The sequence below is a fragment of the Sphingomonas sp. genome (assembly GCF_965200135.1).
In the GTDB taxonomy this organism is placed as follows: domain Bacteria; phylum Pseudomonadota; class Alphaproteobacteria; order Sphingomonadales; family Sphingomonadaceae; genus Sphingomonas.
Map to the genome: position 1 here is coordinate 269319 of NZ_CBDATK010000006.1, position 21411 is coordinate 290729.

The 21411-nt window shown below is 69.2% G+C and carries 22 protein-coding genes; 10 read left to right on the plus strand and 12 right to left on the minus strand.

The window, feature by feature from the left end:
• Nucleotides 1–14: 14 nt before the first annotated feature.
• The gene (locus tag ACOFKS_RS05890; protein WP_419808313.1) at nt 15–497 is read right to left on the minus strand and encodes a hypothetical protein; all 483 of its coding nucleotides are present in this window, start codon (nt 495–497) and stop codon (nt 15–17) included.
• Entirely contained in the window at nt 494–853 is a 360-nt protein-coding gene (hisI, locus tag ACOFKS_RS05895) for a phosphoribosyl-AMP cyclohydrolase (RefSeq protein WP_419808314.1), read from the minus strand. The genes ACOFKS_RS05890 and hisI overlap by 4 nt, the downstream gene beginning before the upstream one ends.
• 96 nt (nt 854–949) lie before the next feature.
• Between hisI and purF the strand changes: the two genes are divergently transcribed.
• Both purF and ACOFKS_RS05905 read left to right on the plus strand, forming a co-directional pair.
• Nucleotides 950–2422 (plus strand): amidophosphoribosyltransferase, encoded by a 1473-nt coding sequence (gene purF / locus ACOFKS_RS05900; RefSeq protein WP_419808315.1) that lies wholly within the window; start codon nt 950–952, stop codon nt 2420–2422.
• A gap of 19 nt (nt 2423–2441) precedes the next feature.
• The gene (locus tag ACOFKS_RS05905) at nt 2442–3164 is read left to right on the plus strand and encodes an SDR family NAD(P)-dependent oxidoreductase (protein ID WP_419808316.1); all 723 of its coding nucleotides are present in this window, start codon (nt 2442–2444) and stop codon (nt 3162–3164) included.
• Nucleotides 3165–3177: 13 nt separating this feature from the next.
• Here the strand turns inward: ACOFKS_RS05905 and ACOFKS_RS05910 are convergent, their stop codons facing one another.
• From ACOFKS_RS05910 to ACOFKS_RS05925, 4 genes are all read right to left on the minus strand, one after another.
• Nucleotides 3178–4392: a class I SAM-dependent methyltransferase gene (locus ACOFKS_RS05910; protein ID WP_419808715.1), complete on the minus strand. Its 1215-nt coding sequence runs from the start codon at nt 4390–4392 to the stop codon at nt 3178–3180.
• Nucleotides 4393–4531: 139 nt separating this feature from the next.
• Entirely contained in the window at nt 4532–5551 is a 1020-nt protein-coding gene (locus ACOFKS_RS05915) for a 2-oxoacid:ferredoxin oxidoreductase subunit beta (protein ID WP_419808317.1), read from the minus strand.
• A gap of 10 nt (nt 5552–5561) precedes the next feature.
• A complete protein-coding gene (locus ACOFKS_RS05920; protein WP_419808318.1) occupies nt 5562–7532 on the minus strand; it encodes a 2-oxoacid:acceptor oxidoreductase subunit alpha in 1971 nt (656 codons plus the stop codon).
• Between the two features lie 64 nt (nt 7533–7596).
• Nucleotides 7597–8487: a histone deacetylase gene (locus tag ACOFKS_RS05925; protein ID WP_419808319.1), complete on the minus strand. Its 891-nt coding sequence runs from the start codon at nt 8485–8487 to the stop codon at nt 7597–7599.
• 48 nt (nt 8488–8535) lie between these two features.
• Between ACOFKS_RS05925 and ACOFKS_RS05930 the strand changes: the two genes are divergently transcribed.
• From ACOFKS_RS05930 to ACOFKS_RS05955, 6 genes are all read left to right on the plus strand, one after another.
• Complete coding sequence (locus ACOFKS_RS05930; RefSeq protein WP_419808320.1) at nt 8536–9531, plus strand: alpha/beta hydrolase; 996 nt, start codon at nt 8536–8538, stop codon at nt 9529–9531.
• Entirely contained in the window at nt 9528–10004 is a 477-nt protein-coding gene (locus ACOFKS_RS05935; RefSeq protein ID WP_419808321.1) for an RNA pyrophosphohydrolase, read from the plus strand. Before ACOFKS_RS05930 ends, ACOFKS_RS05935 begins: the two co-directional genes overlap by 4 nt.
• Nucleotides 10001–11014, plus strand: a complete 1014-nt coding sequence (locus tag ACOFKS_RS05940; protein WP_419808322.1) for an arginine N-succinyltransferase — start codon at nt 10001–10003, stop codon at nt 11012–11014. The genes ACOFKS_RS05935 and ACOFKS_RS05940 overlap by 4 nt, the downstream gene beginning before the upstream one ends.
• Nucleotides 11011–12285: an N-succinylarginine dihydrolase gene (locus ACOFKS_RS05945; RefSeq protein WP_419808323.1), complete on the plus strand. Its 1275-nt coding sequence runs from the start codon at nt 11011–11013 to the stop codon at nt 12283–12285. The genes ACOFKS_RS05940 and ACOFKS_RS05945 overlap by 4 nt, the downstream gene beginning before the upstream one ends.
• Before the next feature lie 65 nt (nt 12286–12350).
• Nucleotides 12351–12572 (plus strand): hypothetical protein, encoded by a 222-nt coding sequence (locus tag ACOFKS_RS05950; RefSeq protein WP_419808324.1) that lies wholly within the window; start codon nt 12351–12353, stop codon nt 12570–12572.
• A 38-nt stretch (nt 12573–12610) separates the two neighbouring features.
• On the plus strand, nt 12611–13363 hold the full coding sequence (locus tag ACOFKS_RS05955; protein WP_419808325.1) for a 3'(2'),5'-bisphosphate nucleotidase CysQ: 753 nt from the start codon (nt 12611–12613) through the stop codon (nt 13361–13363).
• Here the strand turns inward: ACOFKS_RS05955 and ACOFKS_RS05960 are convergent.
• The 6 genes from ACOFKS_RS05960 to ACOFKS_RS05985 are packed head-to-tail and all read right to left on the minus strand — an operon-like array spanning nt 13360 to nt 19858.
• Nucleotides 13360–14427 (minus strand): CgeB family protein, encoded by a 1068-nt coding sequence (locus tag ACOFKS_RS05960; protein WP_419808326.1) that lies wholly within the window; start codon nt 14425–14427, stop codon nt 13360–13362. The genes ACOFKS_RS05955 and ACOFKS_RS05960 overlap by 4 nt on opposite strands.
• Nucleotides 14424–15512: a CgeB family protein gene (locus tag ACOFKS_RS05965; RefSeq protein WP_419808327.1), complete on the minus strand. Its 1089-nt coding sequence runs from the start codon at nt 15510–15512 to the stop codon at nt 14424–14426. Before ACOFKS_RS05965 ends, ACOFKS_RS05960 begins: the two co-directional genes overlap by 4 nt.
• Nucleotides 15509–16615, minus strand: a complete 1107-nt coding sequence (locus tag ACOFKS_RS05970; RefSeq protein WP_419808328.1) for a CgeB family protein — start codon at nt 16613–16615, stop codon at nt 15509–15511. Before ACOFKS_RS05970 ends, ACOFKS_RS05965 begins: the two co-directional genes overlap by 4 nt.
• Entirely contained in the window at nt 16612–17685 is a 1074-nt protein-coding gene (locus tag ACOFKS_RS05975) for a glycosyltransferase family 4 protein (protein ID WP_419808329.1), read from the minus strand. The genes ACOFKS_RS05970 and ACOFKS_RS05975 overlap by 4 nt, the downstream gene beginning before the upstream one ends.
• Nucleotides 17685–18746: an SDR family NAD(P)-dependent oxidoreductase gene (locus ACOFKS_RS05980; protein WP_419808330.1), complete on the minus strand. Its 1062-nt coding sequence runs from the start codon at nt 18744–18746 to the stop codon at nt 17685–17687. The genes ACOFKS_RS05975 and ACOFKS_RS05980 overlap by 1 nt, the downstream gene beginning before the upstream one ends.
• Nucleotides 18743–19858 carry an NAD-dependent epimerase/dehydratase family protein gene (locus ACOFKS_RS05985; protein WP_419808331.1) on the minus strand — a complete coding sequence of 372 codons (1116 nt, stop codon included), beginning with the start codon at nt 19856–19858 and terminating at the stop codon, nt 18743–18745. Before ACOFKS_RS05985 ends, ACOFKS_RS05980 begins: the two co-directional genes overlap by 4 nt.
• A 177-nt stretch (nt 19859–20035) precedes the next feature.
• Between ACOFKS_RS05985 and ACOFKS_RS05990 the strand changes: the two genes are divergently transcribed.
• Both ACOFKS_RS05990 and ACOFKS_RS05995 read left to right on the plus strand, forming a co-directional pair.
• A complete protein-coding gene (locus ACOFKS_RS05990; protein ID WP_419808332.1) occupies nt 20036–20629 on the plus strand; it encodes a histidine phosphatase family protein in 594 nt (197 codons plus the stop codon).
• Nucleotides 20629–21411, plus strand: a complete 783-nt coding sequence (locus tag ACOFKS_RS05995; RefSeq protein ID WP_419808333.1) for a TIGR04290 family methyltransferase — start codon at nt 20629–20631, stop codon at nt 21409–21411. Before ACOFKS_RS05990 ends, ACOFKS_RS05995 begins: the two co-directional genes overlap by 1 nt.

A 21411-nucleotide genomic window follows, 5' to 3' on the forward strand; every position in this document is an offset into this window, starting at 1 on the left:
GCTTTACGTTTACGTCAACCGCCGCAGAGGGGCCGGCCGCCTGCTGTCCTCAGCGCCGCCGCTTCCGATGCCGACTCGCTGAGCCGCGCGACGGTCAGGGCGCTCAACGAGGCACGGCCGGTGCAGAAGCGCTCGCAGGCGGAGGGCAGTTCGGCAGGAAAGGTGATGCGGTCGCCGTCATACGCCGCCTCGAACCGGCACGCGCCGAAACTGACCCGCAACCGGTCGCCGCGACGCTCGGCCGTCCCGGACGCGACGCAGCCCTGACCCTCGCCATAATCGACGCTGGCACCCAGCCGCAGCTCCTGCGCGGCAGGAGCGACGCAGAGCCGATCCGAGTCGTTGGCCCAGCTACCGACCGGTGTCCCCCCATTCGGGTCCGACACCAGCCCCTGCGTGACTGCGGCCGCTTCCAGCCGGGAACCCGGCGTCTGCGTTGGCGTGGGTTGCTCGCGCGAGCAGGCGGCGAGCAGCAGCATGACCGCCGGCCACCTCACGCCACCGGGACCAGGCGCTCGCCATCGACCCGGCGATAGAAGCAGGACGGCGCACCGGTGTGGCACGCCGGCCCGGCGGGATCGCAGATCAGCCACAGCGCATCCTGATCGCAATCGATCCGCATCTCGACGACACGCAGGACGTTGCCGGAGGTCTCCCCCTTCTTCCAGAGCCGCTGCCGCGACCGCGACCAGAAGTGGGCCTCGCCGCTCGCCTGCGTCGCCGTCAGCGCCTCGCGATCCATGTGCGCGACCATCAGCAGCGCCCCCGCCCGGTCGGTTGCGACGGCCGTGACGAGCCCCGCAGCATCCCATTTCGGATCGAGACGGGCAGAGGTTTCGCGGGGATCGGGCATGGCGACGATCTAGGCAGCGGCGACGGACATGACAAACAGGCGACAACCCGGAACACCCGACCTATAGGGACGGCGCACGACGCGAGCCCCACGCCCATGCTGACCACCGACCCTTTCGACGGCCTCGACGTAAACGGGGACAAGCTCCGGGAGGAGTGCGGGATCTTCGGTGTATCCGGCAGCGACTCGGCCGCGGCGCTCGTCGCGCTCGGGCTGCACGCGCTCCAGCATCGCGGGCAGGAGGCGGCGGGGATCACCTCGTTCGACGAGCGCTCGTTCCATACGCATCGCGCGATGGGGCATGTCGCGGGCAATTTCGATCGGGACGACGTCATCCGCGCGTTGCCCGGCGATGTCGCGATGGGGCATGTCCGCTACTCGACGACGGGCGAGGCCGTACTCCGCAACGTCCAGCCGCTCTATGCCGAGCTGGTCTCGGGCGGCTTTGCGATCGCGCACAACGGCAACATCTCCAATGCCCAGCGCCTCCGCAAGGAGCTGATTCGGCGCGGGTCGATCTTCCAGTCGACGTCGGACACCGAGACGATCATCCACCTGGTCGCGACGTCGAGCTATCGGACCCTGCTCGACCGTTTCATCGACGCGCTGAAGCAGGTCGAGGGCGCCTATTCGCTGATCGTGATGACGCCGGAGGGCATGATCGCGTGTCGCGATCCGCTCGGCATCCGGCCGCTGGTGATGGGCCGGCTGAACGGCGCGGTGATCTTCGCCAGCGAGACGGTGGCGCTCGACGTGGTCGGCGCGACCTTCGAACGCGCGGTGCAGCCGGGCGAGCTGGTCATCGTACAGGGCGAGGAGGTCCGCTCGATCCGCCCCTTCGCGCCGATGAGCCCGCGCGCCTGCATCTTCGAATGGGTCTATTTCTCGCGACCCGATTCGATCGTCGACGACCGCTCTATCTACGACGTCCGCAAGCGGATCGGCGCGGAGCTGGCGGTCGAGGCGCCGGTCGAGGCCGATCTGGTCATCCCGGTGCCCGACTCAGGCGTGCCGGCGGCGATCGGCTATGCCCAGGCATCGGGCATCCCCTTCGAGCTGGGGATCATCCGTTCGCATTATGTCGGGCGGACGTTCATCCAGCCGGGCGACGGGGTGCGGCACCTGGGCGTCAAGCTCAAGCACAACGCCAACCGCGCGCTCATCAAGGGCAAGCGCGTCGTGCTGATCGACGATTCGATCGTGCGGGGGACGACCAGTCTCAAGATCGTGCAGATGATGCGCGATGCCGGTGCGAGCGAGGTCCACATGCGGATCGCCTCGCCGCCGACGCGACACAGCTGCTTCTACGGCGTCGATACGCCCGAGCGCGCGAAGCTGCTCGCCGCCAAGCACGACGTCGGCGGAATGACCGACTTCATCCATGCCGACAGCCTGGCGTTCGTGTCGATCGACGGGCTGTACAAGGCGCTGGGCGAAGGCGAGCGACGGAAGATCCGGCCGAAGCATTGCGACGCCTGCTTCACCGGCGACTATCCCACGACGCTGACCGATCAGGACGAGGCGGCGGATGTCGATCAGTTCGCGCTGCTCGCCGAGCGGGTCAACTGACCGGATTTCAAGGACCGACATGACCGATAAGCCTCTCGACGGCCGGCTCGCGCTGGTGACGGGTGCCAGCCGTGGCATCGGCGCGGCGATCGCCGAATCGATGGCGGCGCGCGGCGCGCACGTGGTGCTGGTCGCGCGCACGGCGAAGGATCTGGAGGGCGTCGAACAGCGCATCTTCGATGCCGGCGGGGCGGCGACGATCGCGCCGTTGGACCTGACGCAGGCGGATGCGATCGCCAAGCTGGCGACGGCGATCGAAGGACGATGGGCCGCGCTCGACGTGCTGGTGCTCAACGCCGGGACGCTGGGCACGCTGGGCGCGGTGCCGGCGATCGACCCGGCGGAGATGGCACGGGTGCTGACGCTCAACGTCAGCGCGCCGGCGGCGCTGATCGCGGCGTTCGACCCGATGCTGCGGCGGTCGGCCGCGGGCAAGGTGATCGGGCTGACCTCCTCGGTCGGGCGCAAGCCGCGCGCTTATTGGGGGTTGTACGGCGCCTCCAAGGCCGCGTTCGACACGCTACTGGGTGCCTATGGCGACGAGATGGCGGCGATCAGCCGGGTGCGGACGGCGATCATCGATCCGGGCGCGACGCGGACAGTGATGCGCGCGCGGGCCTATCCGGGCGAAGATCCGGCGAGCGTCAAGGAGCCGTCGGTCGTCGGCGAACGGGTAGCGGAGCTGGCGGTCGCCGGGTTCGAGGACGGGCACCGCGAACGGGTCGAACCGAGCCAAAGGTGAGCAAAGGTAACACCTAGACGCCGGCCCGTTGGACCAGCGTGACCTGGTGGACGTCGATGCCCCCGCCGCGAAATCCGCCTTCGCAATACATCAAATAATAGCGCCACAAGTCCACGAATTGGCTGTCCAGTCTCGTCGGGAGCCGGCCATCCAAGGCGGCCCGATCGAACGCCTCCCGCCAGCGGTGAAGCGTCTCGGCGTAGTCGAGGCCGAAGCGGAACTCATCGCTCCAGGCAAGGCCACGCGCCTCCGCCAATGCGCGAAAGCGGCTGGCGGAGAGCAGCATGCCGCCGGGGAAGATGTAGCGCTGGATGAAGTCGACGCTGTCGGCATAGCGGTCGAACACGTCGTCGGCGATCGAGATGAACTGGATCGCCGCGCGGCCGCCCGGCTTCAGCACGCGGGCGATCGTGTCGAGATAGGCGGGCCAATATTCCCGACCGACCGCCTCCACCATTTCGATCGACGCGACCGCATCGTAGGTGCCGCGCTCGTCGCGGTAGTCCTGCAAGGCGACCGACGTCGCGGGCAGGCCGAGGCGCTCGACATGCGCCTGCTGCTCGGTCGACAGCGTCAGGCCCCGAACGCGGACGCCGGCCGCCGACGCCACGGCGGCGAACGATCCCCAGCCGCAACCGATCTCCAGCACCGTGTCACCGGGATTCGTGGCGGTGCGGGCAAGGATCGCCCGTAGTTTGCGATCCTGCGCCGCTTCAAGCGGTTCGGTAGAATCGACGAACAACCCACTGGAATAGGTCAGACTTCCGTCGAGCCATTCGCGGTAGAAGTCGTTGCCCAAGTCGTAATGCGCCTCGATATTCTCACGCGCGCGCGCAGGCGTGTTACGGCGGAGCCAGTGCCAGCCGCGTGACGCGATCCGGCTGACGCCGCCGGAGCGCGCGGTGCGGCCGAGGGCGACGCGATTTCGCATGAACAGGTCGAACAACGGCACCGGATCGGGGCTGGACCAGTCGCCGTCGCGCCAGCCGCGATACCAGCCGATCGAGCCGGCGGTGACGAGGCGGGTCAGCGCCCGCCAGCGATGGATCGTGACGATCGGCATCGGGCCGGGTGCGCGGCCGCCGAGGCGGCGACGGGTGCCGTCGGGGAGCGTCGCGTCGATCTCGCCGGTCAACAGCCCGCGGTCGATGCGATCGAGCAGACGGTGGAAGACAGGGGCAAGGAGGCGGCAGCGCGCCGGCACCTCACGATTCTGGTGCTGCGTCAGGGCCGCAGCCCGTCTGGGCTCGGCGGATGGGCGGGCGGGGGTGAAGGCGGCGTGGTCGGTCACGGCGGCGCCTATGGCATAGGCAAGGGCTTGTAGGACAGCTTACGCCACCCCGGCCCCGAGCCGGGGTGACGGGGTTTCACACCAGATGTGGTTGCTTGTCGACCTGCCAGGTCTGGCCGCGCGAGAGCAGCTTCTGGAAGTCGGGCGTCTTGCCCGCGGCCGCGGCGGCATTCTGTTCGACGACGGCATGATCGAAGGTAGGGGCAGGATCATCGTACAGCACACCCAACGCCATCGGGAACGCGCCGAACGGCATCTCGACCAGCATGTGCGCGAGACCGCGATTGGTCCGGTCGTGGACGGCGACGGCGGGATCGTCGGCGGCGACGACCTTGAGCTGTAACGTCGCGGTGTCGAGCGCCAGCCCCTTGGTGCCGCCGGCGAAGGTCAGCGGCTTGCCATGCTCGACCCAGAGCTGGTTCTGGTCCGCGCCGTGCTTACGATCGGTAAACGGCGCGAACACGTCGTCGTTATAGACGATACAGTTCTGGAAGATCTCGACGAACGCCGCCCCCTGGTGCGCGTAGGCGGCCTTGAGCACGCCGACCAGATTCTTGCTGACGTCGATCCCCCGCGCGACGAACCGCGCGCCCGCACCCAGGGCAAAAGCGCAGGGGTTGGCGGGGCGATCGACCGAACCGAGCGGGGTCGAGGGCGAGCGCGTGCCGACGCGGCTGGTCGGCGAATACTGACCCTTGGTCAGGCCGTAGATCTCGTTGTTGAACAGCAGGAACTGACAGTTCAGGTTACGCCTCAGCAGGTGCATCGTGTGGTTGCCGCCGATCGACAACGCGTCGCCGTCGCCGGTGATGATCCACACGTCGAGCTCCGGATTGGCGAGCTTCACCCCCGTCGCCACCGCCGGCGCGCGGCCATGGATGGTGTGGAAGCCGTAGGTTTCCATATAATAGGGGAAGCGAGAAGAGCAGCCTATCCCACTGACGAAGACGGTGTTTTCCGGCCGCGCGCCGATGTCGGGCATGGTCCGCTGCACCGCCTTCAGGATCGCATAGTCGCCGCAGCCGGGGCACCAGCGGACCTCCTGATCTGTCTCCCAATCCTTGGGCTTGGTCAGGAAGGGGGTCATGTCGTTCATGGTGTGGTCCTTACGCCGATTGTGGCGAGAGGTGGTCGGCAAGCGAGCCGTCGTCATATCCGGCGACCGGGTTGGGCAGACCGGTCGGGTCGGCCCGCACCTCGCCGCCCGCATGGCCGCCGAGCGCCGCGTCGATTGCGGCCTCGATTTCGGCGATGCGGAAGGGTTGGCCGGAGACCTTGTTGAGCGGTTTCGCGTCGACGAGGAACTGGTCGCGAAGCACGGTCTTGAGCTGGCCGGTGTTCATCTCCGGCACGAGGATCTGGTCGTAACTCTTTAACAGTGCGCCAAGATTCCTCGGCATCGGCCAGATATGGCGGATGTGGAGATGGGCGACGTCCCGACCGCGGCGACGCGCCCGGCGGACCGCCTGGTGAATCGGCCCGAAGGTGCTGCCCCAACCGACGACGACGAGCTTGCCCGAGGTCTCACCCAGTTCCACCGCCTGGTCCGGCACGACGACACCGTCGATCTTCGCGCGGCGGGTGTCGGTCATCTCCTGATGGTTCGCCGGGCTGTAGTCGATGTTGCCGGTGCCCTGCTTCTTCTCGATCCCGCCGATACGGTGGAGCAGGCCGGGCGTGCCGGGCTTCGCCCAGGGGCGTGCGAGCTTCTCGTCGCGCGAATAGGGGTGGAAACTGCCCTCGCCTGCTTCGGCGAACGTCATCGGGAACGGCTCGTAGCTGCTCCAATCGGGCACTTTCCACGGCTCGGCGGCATTGGCGATATAGCCGTCGGTCAGGATCATCACCGGCGTCATGTACTGCGTCGCGATCCGGACCGCCTCGATCGCGACGTCGAAGCAGTCTGCGGCGGAGCGTGCGGCGATCACCGGCATCGGCGCATCGCCGTTGCGGCCGTAGACCGCCTGATAGAGGTCGGACTGTTCGGTCTTGGTCGGCAGCCCGGTCGACGGCCCGCCACGCTGAGAGTTGACGATCACCAGCGGCAGCTCGGTCATGATCGCCAGCCCCATCGCCTCGCCCTTCAGCGCGATACCGGGACCGGACGACGAGGTGACGCCGAGCTGGCCCGCATAGGACGCGCCGATCGCCGATGCGATCGCGGCGATCTCGTCCTCGGCCTGGAACGTGGTGACGCCGAACTCCTTCAGCCGCGACAGCGAGTGCAGGATCGCCGATGCGGGCGTGATCGGATAGCCGCCGAAGAACATCGGCAGCCCGGCGAGCTGCGCGCCCGCGACGAGACCGAGGCTGATCGAATCGGCGCCTGTAACGGTGCGCCACAGGCCCGCTTCGGCCGGCGCGACACCGATCTGGTGCTGGCGTAGCGGGCCGCTGATCTCCGCCGTCTCGCCATAGGCATGGCCGGCGTTGAGCGCGGCGATGTTGGCCTCGGCAAGCACGGGCGCCTTGGCGAACTTGGTCTTCAGCCAGTCGACGATCGGGGCGCGGTCGCGGTCGAACATCCATAGCGACAAGCCGAGCGTCCACATATTCTTACAGCGCAGCGCGTCCTTGTTGCCCATCCCGAACGGCTTCACCGCGTCGAGCGTCAGCTGCGAGATGTCGAACGCCAGCAGCTGCCACTTCGACAAGCTGTCGTCGGTCAGCGGATTGGCGTCGTATTTCGCCTTGGCCAGATTGCGGTCGGTGAACTCGCCCTGATCGGCGATGATGAGCCCGCCGGGGCGCAGCGCGTCGACATTGGTCTTGAGCGCGGCGGGGTTCATCGCGACCAGCACGTCCAGCTCGTCGCCCGCGGTCTCGATATCGGTCGAGCCGAAGTTGATCTGGAACGCGGAGACGCCGAACAGCGTGCCGAGCGGCGCGCGGATCTCGGCGGGGAAATCCGGGAAGGTCGCGAGGTCGTTGCCCGCGAGCGCGGTCGACAGCGTGAACTGGCCGCCCGTCAGCTGCATGCCGTCACCGGAATCGCCGGCGAAGCGGACGACGACGGATTCGGGCGCGGGGTGGGCGGCGGCTTCGGCCGGGGTGACGTCGTGGATGGCGCTCGCCATGCTTCTTTCCTCTTGCTTGCCGCCATGTAGGCCCGGCGAGGGCGCGGGGCCAAGAAGAAAGGCTTTACCCCTCCCCCAACGTCAGGATCGCGGTAACGTGGCGCATCGCGATCTCCAGCGCGTCGTCGCCATAGCCGCCGCCGACGGTGCTGGCGAAGGGGATGCCGCGCTCGCGCAGCAGCCGCGCGACGAGGCGGTCGCGGCGGACCAGACCGTCGCGGGTGAGCGCCAGGCGGCCGAGCCGGTCGTCGGCGAAGGGATCGACGCCGGCCTGGTAGAGGACGAGCCGGGGGCGGAAATCATCCAGCAACGGCACGAGGGTGCGTTCCAGCGTGGCGGCATAGTCATCGTCGCCGACACGGTCGGGCAGCGGCACGTCGAGCGTCGAGCGCGCCTTGCGGACCGGGAAGTTCTTCTCGGCGTGTATCGAATAGGTCGCGACCTCCGGCCGGCCGGCGAGCAGCGCGGCGGTGCCATCGCCCTGATGGACGTCGCAATCGACGATCAGCAGCCGCTCGACGACGCCTTCCGCGATCAGGCGATGGGCGGCGATCGCGAGGTCGTTGAAGACGCAGAAACCCGCACCCGTGTCGTGGAGCGCGTGGTGAGAGCCGCCCGCCGTGTTGGCCGCGAAGCCGTGCCGGAGCGCGAGCCGCGCGGCGAGCCACGTCCCGCCGGGCACGACGGCGGCGCGGCGGGCGACCTCCGGCGTGACCGGAAAGCCGATGCGGCGCTCCTTGGCGCGCGTCACCTGCGCGGCGAGCACCTCGGCCACGTAATCGGGGTCGTGGACGGCCTCCAGCCACGCGCGCGGCATCGGCTCGGGCGTGTGCCAGGCGATGCGGTCGCCCTTGGCGAGCAGCAGGTCGCGGATCAGGCCGTTCTTGTTCCACTGATAGGTCGACCGCCCCGGCGCGGGGGCGACATAGTCGGGATGGTGGACGACCGGGATCACGTTCCGGTAGGTAGGCGCCGAGGCGCTCGGGCGCCACGAGAGGAACGCATGACCGATCCGACGCCTGCCGCCACGCCGTTCGTCCGCCCGGACGTGCGGCAGTTCCTCGACTATCTGAACACCCTCCCCGGCCCCAAGATGCACGAGCTGGGCGCGGTCGGCGCGCGGCAGATGTACCGGGCGATGAAGGATGTCGCGGACCTGCCGATCGGCGAGCTGGCGGTGGTCAGGGACCTGACGATCCCCGGTCCGGCGGGGCCGATCCCGGCGCGGCTGTTCGACGCGCGCGAGCGGCGCGAGCCGGGGCCGGCTGTGGTGTTCTTCCATGGCGGCGGCTTCGTGATCGGCGACCTCGACACGCATGCCAGCTTCACCGCGGAGGCAGCGCGGGTGCTGGACGTGCCGGTGATCGCGGTCGACTATCGCCTGGCGCCCGAGGCGGCGTGGCCCGCCGCACCCGACGATGCGGAGGCAGCGGCGCGCTGGGTGGCGGATAGCCCGGCCGAGCTGGATCGGCGCGTGACCGGGCTGGTGGTGATGGGCGACAGCGCGGGCGGCAACCTGGCGGTCGTCGTTGCGCTCGAGCTGAAGGCGGCGCCGGCGGCGGTGCCGGTGCTGGTGCAGGCGCCGATGTATCCGGCGACCGATCTGGGCGGCGACTATCCGTCCTTTACGCAGTTCGCCGACGGGCATCTGCTGACGCGCGAGTCGATGGACTGGTTCGCGGATTGCTATGCCGCCGACCTGCAGCATCAGCGGACCTCGCCGCTCAAGGCGGACCTGACGGGCATGCCGCCGGCGGTGATCGTCACCGCCGGGCTCGATCCGATCCGCGATCAGGGCCGCGCCTATGCCGCAGCACTTGTGCAGGCGGGCGTGCCGGTGGTGTTCCGTGAGGCGGCGGGCACCGTCCACGGCTTCATCACGCTGCGTCAGGCGATCCCGTCGGCGGCGGGTGACGTCGCGGCCTATCTGTCGGCGGTGAAGGCGGCGGTGGTCGAGGCCGAGGGCGCGCGCGTGATGCGGCAGGCGGCGGGCGAGTGACCGACCCCACCACCCTGCCCTATCGCCCCTGTGCGGGCGCGATGATCGTGAACGGCGACGGCCGCGTCTTCGTCGGCCAGCGGATCGATACCGTGTTGGAGGCCTGGCAGATGCCGCAGGGCGGGATCGATCCGGGCGAGGACGCGCGGGCGGCGGCGCGACGCGAGGTCGGCGAAGAGACCGGCATCGCCCCCGAGCATATCGAGCTGATCGCCGAGGCGCCCGACGAGCTGTTCTACGACCTGCCGCCCGAGCTGATCGGCAAGGTGTGGAAGGGCAAGTGGCGCGGACAGCGGCAGCGCTGGTTCCTGTTCCGCTTCACCGGCCGTGACAGCGACGTGAACATCGCCACGGCCGAGCCGGAGTTCCGCGCCTGGCGCTGGGTGGCGCCGGCCGACCTGCCGACGCTGATCGTGCCGTTCAAGGTCCAGCTGTATCGCGACGTGCTTGCGGCATTCGAGGAACATCTGTGACCTTCGTCGTGCGTGCGGCGACCGACCGCGATCTGCAGCCGCTGTACGAGATGGCCAAGCTGACCGGCGGCGGGTTCACCAACCTGCCGCCCGACCGCAGCGCGCTGACCGCCAAGCTGGAGCGCGCTCATGCCGCGTTCGCGCGTGACGCGGCAACGCTGGAGGACGAGCTGTTCATGCTGGTGCTGGAGAACACCGCCACCGGCGAGGTGCGCGGCACCTGCCAGCTCTTCACGCAGGTCGGGCGGCGGCACCCCTTCTATTCCTATCGGCTGGGGATGCTGACGCAGCACAGCGGCAAGCTGGACCGGACGTTCCGCGCCGAGATGCTGACGCTGACCACCGATCTGGAGGGGTCGTGCGAGGTCGGCGGGCTGTTCCTTCACCCCGGCGAGCGCGCCGGCGGGCTGGGGTTGCTGCTCGCCCGTGCGCGCTATCTGTTCATCGCCGCGCACCGCGCGCGCTTCGCCGACCGCATCCTGGCGGAGCTGCGCGGGATTATCGACGAGGCGGGCGGGTCGCCCTTCTGGGACGGGCTGGCCGGGCGGTTCTTCGGCATGAATTTTCAGGATGCGGATCAGTTCAACGCGGTCCACGGGCACCAGTTCATCGCCGACCTGATGCCCAAACACCCGATCTATACCGCGATGCTGACCGAGACCGCGCGTGCCTCGATCGGCCTGCCGCATCCGTCGGGTCGCGCGGCGATGCGGATGCTGGAGAACGAGGGCTTCGCCTATGAGCGCTATGTCGACATCTTCGACGGCGGGCCGACGATGACCGCGCGGACCGATCGGGTGCGGTCGGTGGCGGAGTCGCGGGTGGGCCGTGTTGCCGCCGTTTCGGAGGGCGGCGTCGAGTCGCTGGTGGCGACGGGGCGGCTCGGCGACTTTCGGTGCGCGTTCGGCGGGGTCGCCGAGGCGGAAGGAGGCGTGGCGCTGTCGGCGGCGTGTGTGGAGGCGCTGGGAATCGGGATCGGCGACGAGGTCAGAACCGTGGCACGGTTGTGAGCGTCACCCCGGTCGAGATCAATTTCGACGGGATCATCGGCCCGACGCACAATTATGCGGGGCTGAGCCTGGGCAATCTCGCCGCCACCGCCAGTGCGGGCGCGGCCTCGCATCCGCGGGCGGCGGCGTTGCAGGGCATCGCCAAGATGCGGGTCAATGTCCGGCTGGGGCTGACGCAGGGCATCCTGTTGCCGCACCCGCGCCCCGACCGCGAGTGGCTGGTGGCGCTCGAGACCGATCCGAGCCGCGCCGGACGGTTGTGGGCGGCGGCGGCGTCGGCCTCGGCGATGTGGGCGGCGAATGCGGCGACGGTGTCGCCCGCGCCCGACACGGCGGACGGGCGCTGTCACCTGACGGTCGCGAACCTCGTCACGATGCCGCATCGCAGCCATGAGTGGCCCGAGACGTTTCGCCAGCTGCGCCTGGCCTTTGCCGACCCGGCGTTCGCGGTGCACGGGCCGGTGCCCGCGCCGTTCGGCGACGAGGGCGCGGCGAACCATATGCGGCTGTGCCGGTCGCATGGCGAGCCGGGCGTCGAGATATTCGTCTATGGCGAGGCGGGCGGTCCTTTCCCCGCGCGCCAGCACCCGGAGGCGAGCGCGGCGGTGGCGCGGCGGCATGGCGTCACCCCGGTGCTGGTCCAGCAATCGCCCGAGGCGATCGCCGCCGGCGCGTTCCACAACGACGTCGTCGCGGTCGCCAACGAGCATGTGCTGTTCGCGCATGAACACGCCTTCGCGGACAAGGAGCGGTTCTACGCTGACCTGCGGGCGCGGCTGCCCGAGGTCGAGATCGTCGAGGTGCCGGCGAGCGCCGTCTCGCTGGCGGACGCGATCGAAAGCTATTTGTTCAACGCGCAGCTGGTGACGCTGCCCGAAGGCGGCCCCTCGGCGGAGCTCGGGCGAGCCATGGCGCTGATCCTGCCGAGCGAGGCCAAGGCGAACGGCCGCGTGTGGGACTGGCTTGAAACGCTGGTCGCGGGAAACGGGCCGATCCGTCACCTCGTCCCCGTCGACGTGCGCGAATCGATGGCGAACGGCGGCGGGCCGGCGTGCCTGCGGTTGCGCGTCGTGTGCGACCCGGCGACGGTCGATCCGCGCTTCCTGGTCGACGAGGCGAAGCTGGACCGGATCGCCGCCGTGGTGGCGACGCACTGGCCGGAACGGGTGGGGCCGGAGGAGCATGCGACGCTGGGTGACTGGCCGGCGGCGGTGGCGGCACGGCGCGCGCTGCTGGAGGCGTTGGATCTTGTCGAATTAATTGACAGTTAACTATCGAGTTGCGCGCGAAAACGGCTGAAAACCGGGGCTGGCCCGTGACTTGCTACGTGTCGGGCATGTTCACCCGTGTCGCCCGCCTTTTCACGATTAAGACCAAGTTCGAGGCGTTCCTCATCATCTATGGCCTGGGCCTCGGCGCGGTCGAGCGCGGCATGCATTATCTCCAGCTCTATCCCGGTATCGGCGGCAAGCTGTTGTTCGCCTGCTGCCCCGTCGCGGTGTTCATGGCGGGCGGGCGGATCCTCCATTCGGTCGAGGTCACCAACGCCGACGAATAGATGGACAGCCGGGCGCAAAGCGACGACATTCCATATGGATGGACTGGTCAGGGCTGGATGACGCGGCATTGGCACGCGCGGCTGCGGCTGAGGCGGGGGCGCTGCTTCGCCATCTGCGCGACGGCAGCGGGTTCGAGGGTGCCGCGCTCGGCGCGCTGGGCGACCGGGCGGCGAACGACCTGCTGATCGAGCGGCTGCGGGTCGCGCGGCCGAGCGACTTCATCCTGTCGGAGGAAGCGGTCGACGACCGGCGGCGGTGCGCCGAGCGGCGGGTGTGGATCGTCGATCCGCTCGACGGCACGCGCGACTATGCCGACGGGCGCGACGATTGGGCGGTGCATGTCGGGCTGGCGATCGACGGCGTCGCGACGGCGGGCGCGGTGGCGCTGCCGATGCGCGACAAGGTGCATGCGACCGACGATCCGCCGGTTGCCCAAGCGCCGCTGCCCGACCGCCTGCGATTGGTGGCGAGCCGGACGCGGTGCACGCCGCTGGTCGAGCGGGTGGCGGCCGCACTCGACGCCGAGCTGATCGGGATGGGCTCGGCGGGGGCCAAGGCGATGGCGGTGGTCGACGGCCGCGCTGACATCTACCTCCATGACGGTGGGCAATATGAGTGGGACAATTGCGCGCCGGTGGCGGTGGCGGTGGCGGCGGGGCTGCATGCGTCGCGAATCGATGGCGCGGCGCTGCGCTACAATTGCGCGGACCCGCTGTTGCCGGACCTGCTGATCTGCCGCGCGGAGCTGGCGGCGCGGGTGCTGGCGCTGGTCGCGGCGGAGCGGGATTAGGCGGCGGCTCTCGTCGCGCTTGTCGCCGCCAGCAGGTGGGCTTCGAGTTCGGCGGCACGGTGCGCGGCGGTGTGTTCGGCCAGGACCCGCGCCCTCCCCGCCTCGCCGATCGCGACCGCGTCGGTGCGGTCGAGCGCGGCGAGGACGTCGGCGGTGGTGTCGGCGAGCACGATCTCGCGATCGGGCGCCAGCAACCGATCGAGCCCGTCCCAGCGATCCGAGACGATCGGCGTCGCGCAGGCCGCGGCCTCGAACAGCCGCACCGACGGCGACCAGCCGCGCGCGATCATGTCGGCGCGGGTGACGTTCAGCGTCCAGCGCGAGGCGGAATAGAAGGCGGCGTGCTCGCTGGGCGGCAGGTGATCGATCCGCTCGACATTGGCGGGCCAGTCGATCGTGTCAGGGTATTGCGGGCCGGCGACGACGAAGCGGCGGTCCGGGGCGGCGCGGGCGGCGTCGATCAGCAGCCGGGTCAGCGTCGGCTGGCGATCGTCGCTGTAGGTGCCGAGATAGGACAGGTCCCAGCGCCTGGCCGCGCCGGTCGGCCGGTAGCCGTGCGGATCGACGCTGCAATATAGCGCGCGGGCGGCGGGGCTGCCGTAATGCTGCTCGATGTGGCGCAGCGTCGGGCCGCCGGTGAACGACAGATAGACGTCGTAGCCGGGGATCAGTTCGGGGCTGAGATACTCGTGGTCGCCGCGCGCCAGCTTGGCGAGCGTGACTGGAGTGTCGATGTCGTAGAACGCGGTGACGCCGCGCGCGGTACGCTGCGCCCACCGACCGACCTCGACGCCGTCGGGAACGTAGGAGCCGACGATCACCGCATCGGCCTGTGCGACGTCGCTCGCCCATCCATGCAGGTCGTCGAGGTCGCGATAGAAGGCGAGCCGGCACCAGTCGGGGTCGGTCAGGTCGCGCTGGTCTGCGTACCAGGGCACGTCGCGTTCGAGGAACAGGACGTCGTGCCCGCGCGCGGCGAACGCCTTGAGCAGCGCGCGGAACGTCGTCGCGTGGCCGTTGCCCCAGGACGAGCTGAGCGACAGACCGAGGACGACGAGCTTCACGCGGCCTCGCGGGAACGGGCGACATGCTCGCGGAACAGGCGGTCGACCTGGACGCCGCGCAGCGCATAGGTGTGCTCGGCCAGTACCCGCGCGAGTGCCGCCTGCCCGATCGTCCGGGCGCGATCGGGGGTGAGTGCCGCGAGGTGATCGGCAACGTCCCGGCCGTCGCGGGCGACCAGGACCTCGCGATCGGGGATCAGGAACTGCTCGATGCCCTCCCATGCGTCGGTAATGAGGCAGGCGGCGGCACCCGCGGCCTCGAACACGCGCGTCGCCGGGCTGAAGCCGATATTCGCCATCGAGTCGCGCGCGACGTTGAGGACGGCGCGGGGCGTGCAGTTGAAGGCGTTGTGCTCGGCTGTGTAGACATGACCCCGGTGGCGAACATTGGCCGGCATGTCCTTGGATTCCCAGCCGTTGCCGCCGATCAGGAACCGCTGCCCGGCGAGCAGCGCGGCGGGGCGGAGGAAGAACTCCTCCACGCGGGCCTCGCGGTCGGGCAGGCGATTGCCGAGGAACGCGAGGTCGCAGGCGAAGCGCTCGTCGGGGGCGACCGGATGGTGCGTCTCGGGGTCGAGCGCGTTGTAGACGGGGATGCACTGCTTGGCGCCGAAGCCGAGATAGGCGTCGACCACCGGCGGCCCGCCGCCATAGGTAAGCACCATGTCCAGCTCGTCGAGCGCGCCGAGCACCGGGTGGCCGGGATCGACGCGCATCTCGTCCAGCGTCGCGGCGGCGTCGACGTCCCAAAAGATCTTGAGCGCACGGTCATGGCCGTGGTCGAGGATGCCTTCGAGCAGCTCGCGGTCGAACACGCCGACTCCCGACGCCTTGACGACGATGTCGGCGTGGCCCGCTTCGGCGAGCACCGTGCGAAGGCCCTCGGTCGTGGCGGGGTAGACGACGCTCTTCGCATAGCCGGGCGGGTCGATGTCGCGGTGCTGTTGGCGGTCGAAGGCGTCGGGTTCGTAGAAGGTGATGTCATAGCCGTGACCGGCCAGCGCGCGGAGGATGCCGCGGTAATAGGTCGCGGCACCGTTCCAGTAGGAAGAGACGAGGCTGGAGCCGTAGAAAGCAATCTTCACGCGGCGTTCCTTGCGGGCAGGTCGAGTCTGGTGGCGATGGCGAGCAGTTCGTGGGCGCGGTGAGTGCAGGTGTGGCGGGCGCAGATCGCTTCCAGCCCGGCGGCGATCAGCTCTGACCGTCTGGCGGGATCGCCACGTAACATGGTGAGGTTGTGCTCAACCTCGCCGCCGTCGTGAGCGACGAGGAAGTCGTTGCCGGGACGGAACAGCTGCTCACTGTCGTTCCACGGCGCGGAAATCAGCGGAATGCCGCAAGCCAGCGCCTCGAAGACGCGGATCGTCGGGATGCCGGGCAGGATCGTGGTGTAGTAACGCCGCGGGACATGCACGGTCGCCAGGTGACGGGCGAAGATGGCCGGCGCGCGGGCGTTCGGTGCCCAGCCGTGGTAGCGCGCGCCGTAGCGGGTAAGCGTCGCGCGCGCGTCGTCCGGGTAGCGAACGCCGTAGATGTCGAGTGACATGCCGGTGGCTTGCACCGGCTTGAAGAGAAAGCGTTCTAGCTCGGCGGTGCGCTCGCCGTCGCCCCAGTTGCCGATCCAGACGACGCCGTCGCGGTCGCCTTCGATCGCAGGTGGATGGAAGAGCCGCGTGTCTGCGGCCTCGTGCCAGGTCCAGACGCGGCCCGCCCAGCCCCAGCCGCGATAGACCTCGCTCAACGTCTCACCGAACGCGAGCACGCCGTCATAGTCGGACAGGTCGAACGCCTGCATCTCCTCGGGCGCGCTGACGGCGCGGTGATGCGTGTCGTGGAACAGCAGGCGGAAGTCGCCACCGCGCTTGCGGAGATCACCGATCGCGGCGACCAGCGTCGGGTCGTTCCACTCGTGGACGATGACGAGGTCGGCGCCCTCGACCAGCGCCGTCGGGTCCGTGTCGGCGGCATAGGTTTCCGGGCGCAGGTCGGGATAGGCGTCGTTGAAGGCGGTGAGCCCTGCCTCGCCCGCGTCGGCGAGAAGGTTGTCGAGGCTCCAGTTGGAGGCCGGCTCCAGCGCGCGGACGTGGTGCCCCAATATCTGCAACTCGCGCAGGACACCGCGCAGGAAATGGGCGTTGCCGTGGTTCCAGCAGGAACGCAGCGAGTGCGTGAAGTAGACGATGTTCACGCGGCGCGGCGCTCCGGCTGGGCGAGAAGGTCGCGGTAGATGGCGAGCATGCCCTGCGCCATCGCGGCCGGGGTGTAGCGGGTTGCGCGGGTACGGGCGCCCTCGGATAAATGCTGGCGGAGACCGGGTTCGAAACGGATACGCTCGATCGCGGCGGCGTAGGCTTGCGGTTCATCGTCGGTGACGAGGAGCGCGGCACCCGTCCACAATTCGCTAAAAGTGTCGATGCCGGAAAGGACGAGCGGGCAGCCGGCCTGCGCGGCTTCGAGCACGGCGAGGCCGAACGGCTCGAACATGGCGGCGGCGACGAAGATCGGGGCCTGCGCGTATTCGGCGGCGAGGTCGGGCTCGTCGAGGACGCCCAACAGGGCCAGGTGACGGGCGGTGAAGGTCTCGCCATGCGGAGCGGTGACCGGGCCGGCGGCGCGGAAGGGGACCGGGAGCAGCGCCGCGACCTCGTCCAGCAAACCGGCATTCTTGACGCGGTCCCAGAGACGGCCGGCGGTGAAGACGTGATCGGACGGGGGAATATCGGGCAGTGCCGCCGGCGTGCGGCCGTTGTGGACGACCTGTGGTGTCGATCCGAGATCGTAACGATCCCGGACGGCGGCGGCGTACCCGGCGCTGGGCGCGACGACGGCGTCCGCCACGTTCAGGCCGGCGCGGACGAGATCGACGTGCCAGGCGAGGTCGGCGGGCACCTCCTCGTGCTGGGCGGCGAACCAGGTGCCGACGCAGCCGTGCGCGACCGCGACCACCGACGTGGGGAAGGAACCGGCGGCGGCCAGCGCGGGGGAGTTGAGGTGGATCAGATCGACCTCGTGTTCGGCAGCGAGGGCGGCGATCGCACGGCCGGCGTGGAGGACTTCCTGCGGCCCGGAGGCGAGCCAGTCGAGGGGGAGGTCGGTGGATAATATGGTCGTGACTCCCCTGTGCCCTTCAGAAGAGAGCGAACAGGGGCCGAGCACCGCGAGGACTATTTCCACGCCTTCGCTCGCCAGCGCGCGCGACAGGTCGTTGGCGTATTGCCAGACACCGCCGACGGCGTCGCATGTCATCAGGACCTTCATTACGCCAGTCGCTGGGGCTCAACGTCGATCGGCAGGTTGAGGCGGCGTTCGGCGGCCAGCCACCGCGCCAGCGTCGCGACGCCGTCCTGCCACGCCACCTTGGGCGCCAGGCCCAGTGCCGCTTCCGCCGCACGGGTGTCCGCGACGAAATAGCGCTGGTCGCCGGCGCGCCAGTCGCTCCACTCGACCGCGACCTCGTGGCCGACGAGGTCGCCCATGTGCGCGAGCAGCTGGCGCAGCGACACGGCGTTGGCGGGGCCGCCGCCGAGGTTGAACGCGCGTCCGCTGACCGCGTCGATCCGGTGCCACGCCTGCATGTACGCGTCGACCGCGTTCGACACGTCGAGGATGTCGCGCACCTGATACCCGTCGCCGTAAAGCGTGATCGGGCGGTTCTCCAGCGCGCGGATCAGGAAGTGCGCGACCCAGCCCTGATCTTCCGTGCCCATCTGTCGCTGACCGTAGATGCAGCTCATGCGGAGTACGCAGGTCGGCACGCCGAAGCTGCGGGCGTAGTCGAGCACGTACTGGTCCGCCGCGCCCTTCGACACGCCATAGGGAGTGTGGAAGTCGAGCGGGCGCGCTTCGCCGATGCCGTGCGCGCGAACGTCCGGATCGGCGGGGACATAGGCGTCGTGCTCGCGCACGAAGTCGAGGTCGGCGAGGTCACCATAGACCTTGTTGGTCGAGGCGAAGATCAGCGGAACGTCGCCGCCACACCGCCGCAGCGCCTCCAGCAATGAAAAGGTGCCGCCGATGTTGATGTCGTAATCCGCCTGCGGATCGTCGAGGCTGGTGGTGACGGCGACCTGGGCGGCGAAGTGGAACACGGCCTGCACGTCGGCCACCGCCGCGATGACCGCAGCGCGGTCGCGGATGTCGGCGTGGACGAACTCGATCGCGTCGCCGTGACGCGACCGGAGCCAGGTGAGGTTGTGCTCGGTGCCGGGGCGGCTGAGCGCGTCGAGGACGCGGACGCGATGGCCGTCGGCCGCCAGGCGGTCGACGAGGTTGGCCCCGATGAACCCGGCGCCGCCGGTGACGAGGACCGGCTGAGTCACGCCACCAGTCCCCGCTGCTCCAGCTCCCGGCGCATCTGGTCGACATTGTCGGTGGCGGTCTGTTCGGCGACCCAGCCGGCGAGTTCGGCCAGCCCTTCGCCGAAATCCTGTCGCGCCGCGAAGCCGAGCCGCTGCTCGCTGAGCGTCGTGTCGCAGAAGCAGTGGCGGATGTCGCCGATCCGTGCCTTGCCGACGATCTCCGGCTCAAGATCGTTCTTGCCCATTGCGCGGGCGAGTTCGGTCGCGACTTCGCGGATCGAGCGGTGATGGCCCGAGCCGATGTTGAAGGTGCCGCCGACTGCCGCGGGCAGCGTCAGCGCGTCGGCGAACGCGCGCGCGACGTCCGTCACATGGACGAAGTCGCGGCGCTGTTCGCCATCCTCGAAGATCATCGGCGGCTGGCCGTTGAGCAGCCGCGAGGCGAAGATCGCGAGCACGCCGGTGTAGGGATTGGAGAGTGCTTGCCCCGGACCATAGACGTTGAACAGACGCAGGCAGACGCTCTCGATGCCATAGGGCGCGCCCATGATGTGGGTGGTGCGCTCCTGCACGTATTTGTTCAGCGCATAGATCGACGACAACGCCGGGCGCTTCCACTCGGGCGTGGCGACCGGGGTCAGGGGGCGGCCCTGCGCGTCGGTGGGGTCCCATTGGGTGAGGCCGTCGCGCAGGTTCGGGCGGTCGGCGTCTTCGACACCGGCACCGTCGGCGTCGTGATAAAGGCCCTCTCCATAGATCGACATCGACGAGGCGGTGACGATGCGGCGGACGGGCTGGTCGATCAGCTTTTCGAACAGCACGGCCGTGCCGACGTCGTTGGTCGAAGTGTACCGTTCGACCTCGTACATCGACTGGCCGACGCCGACCTCGGCGGCGAGGTGGACGACGCTGTCGACGCCGGCAAGCGCGCGCGAAACGGCATCGCCGTCGCGCACGTCGGCGCGGATCAGCTCGGCGTCGCGGTTAAGCAGCGCGGTGCCGTCGACGACGCCGTGGACCTGCGCGATGACGCTGTCGAGCACGCGCACCTGGTTGCCGCGGCGAAGCAGCTCCTCGACCACGAAGCGGCCGATGAAACCGGCGCCGCCGGTCACGAGGACAGTTTCACTCATGCCGCGACCCCGCCGCCTATCAACATCGATTGCATCAGACGCGCCTGCCCCCTTATCATGTCCTTACGCCCGTTCGGGAACGGAGCTTCTTCTTCTTTGTTCCTGCTGACGCCGCTGGCAACCGCGACCTCCGTAATTCAGTGCAACCCATGTTAAATCCTGCGGAGAACTTGTGACGTGACGGCGACGATCCTGCTCGTGCGCCACGCCGCGCATGTCGACCTGGACCGACGCCTGTCGGGACGCCGCCCGGGCGTTGCGCTGAGCGATGCCGGACGCGGGCAGGCGTCGGCGTTGGGCGAACGGTTGGCAGGGCGCGGGATCGATCGCGTGGAATGCAGCCCGCTCGACCGCACCCGCGCCACCGCGGCAGCGATCACAACCGCCTGTCCCCTACCCGCCCCCGCCCCGGTCGACGCGCTGATCGAGATCGACATGGGCGAATGGACCGGACGCGAGCTCGACAGCTTCGGCGACGACCCGGCATGGCGCGCCTGGAACGAGCGGCGGGCGAGTGCGCGCATCCCCGGCGGCGAGACCATGGCGGAGGCGCAGGCGCGGATCGTCGGTCATCTCGCCGTGACGGCGCGCGCGGGCGGGACGGTCGCGATGGTGACGCATTCGGACATGATCCGGGCCGCCGTCGCGCATGTGCTGGGGCTGAGCCTCGACCATCTGCTGCGATTCGACATCGATCCCGCTTCGGTTACAGGCGTGGTCTGGGGCGACTGGGGGTCCAAACTGTTGTGGCTGAACGAGAAGGTGGGTTGATGGCGGACGCCGAAACGCTGCGCGACGAGGTGGACCGCCTCGCGCCCTGGTTCCACAATATCGATCTGGGGCACGGCATCCATACCGCGCCCGACCATTTCCTGGGCGACTATCCGCGCTTCAAATATGCGCGGTTCGCCGATGCGCTGCCCGCCGACCTGACCGGCAAGACCGTGCTAGACATCGGCTGCAACGCCGGGTTCTATTCGGTCGAAATGGCGAAGCGCGGCGCGGCGCGGGTGGTGGGGATCGATTCCGACGACCGTTACCTGGCGCAGGCGCGGCTGGCGTCGGCGGCGCTTGGTTTCGCCGACGTCGAGTTCCGCAACCTGTCGGTCTATGACGTGGGGGCGCTGGGCGAGAAGTTCGATCTCGTGATCTTCATGGGCGTGCTGTATCACCTGCGGCACCCGCTGCTGGCGCTCGACCTGATCCGCGAGCATGTCGCGGGCGACCTGATGCTCTTCCAGACGATGCAGCAGGGATCGAAGGCCGGTTGGACGCCGATCGAGGACCATCCATTCCATACGCCCGGCAGCTATGACCCGCCGGCGTTCTTCGATGATCCGGATTATCCCAAGATGCATTTCATCGAGTGGCGTTTCGCGGGCGACTGGACCAACTGGTGGGCGCCCAACCGGGCCGCGTCGGAGGCGATGCTGCGGTCGGCCGGCTTCACGATCGAGGCGCATCCCGAGAACGAGGTGTATCTCTGCCGCGTCGCGCCGCTGCCCTATGCCGAACACGGACCGAGCGCCGTCTACCCCGCGAAAGGAGCCTGA

Excerpts from the sequence above, each read along its gene's own strand:
- hisI (WP_419808314.1), bottom strand. The coding sequence starts at position 853 with ATGCCCGATCCCCGCGAAACCTCTGCCCGTCTCGATCCGAAATGGGAT.
- purF (WP_419808315.1), top strand. The coding sequence starts at position 950 with ATGCTGACCACCGACCCTTTCGACGGCCTCGACGTAAACGGGGACAAG.
- ACOFKS_RS05905 (WP_419808316.1), top strand. The coding sequence starts at position 2,442 with ATGACCGATAAGCCTCTCGACGGCCGGCTCGCGCTGGTGACGGGTGCC.
- ACOFKS_RS05915 (WP_419808317.1), bottom strand. The coding sequence starts at position 5,551 with ATGAACGACATGACCCCCTTCCTGACCAAGCCCAAGGATTGGGAGACA.
- ACOFKS_RS05920 (WP_419808318.1), bottom strand. The coding sequence starts at position 7,532 with ATGGCGAGCGCCATCCACGACGTCACCCCGGCCGAAGCCGCCGCCCAC.
- ACOFKS_RS05930 (WP_419808320.1), top strand. The coding sequence starts at position 8,536 with ATGACCGATCCGACGCCTGCCGCCACGCCGTTCGTCCGCCCGGACGTG.
- ACOFKS_RS05950 (WP_419808324.1), top strand. The coding sequence starts at position 12,351 with ATGTTCACCCGTGTCGCCCGCCTTTTCACGATTAAGACCAAGTTCGAG.
- ACOFKS_RS05955 (WP_419808325.1), top strand. The coding sequence starts at position 12,611 with ATGGACTGGTCAGGGCTGGATGACGCGGCATTGGCACGCGCGGCTGCG.
- ACOFKS_RS05975 (WP_419808329.1), bottom strand. The coding sequence starts at position 17,685 with ATGAAGGTCCTGATGACATGCGACGCCGTCGGCGGTGTCTGGCAATAC.
- ACOFKS_RS05985 (WP_419808331.1), bottom strand. The coding sequence starts at position 19,858 with ATGAGTGAAACTGTCCTCGTGACCGGCGGCGCCGGTTTCATCGGCCGC.
- ACOFKS_RS05995 (WP_419808333.1), top strand. The coding sequence starts at position 20,629 with ATGGCGGACGCCGAAACGCTGCGCGACGAGGTGGACCGCCTCGCGCCC.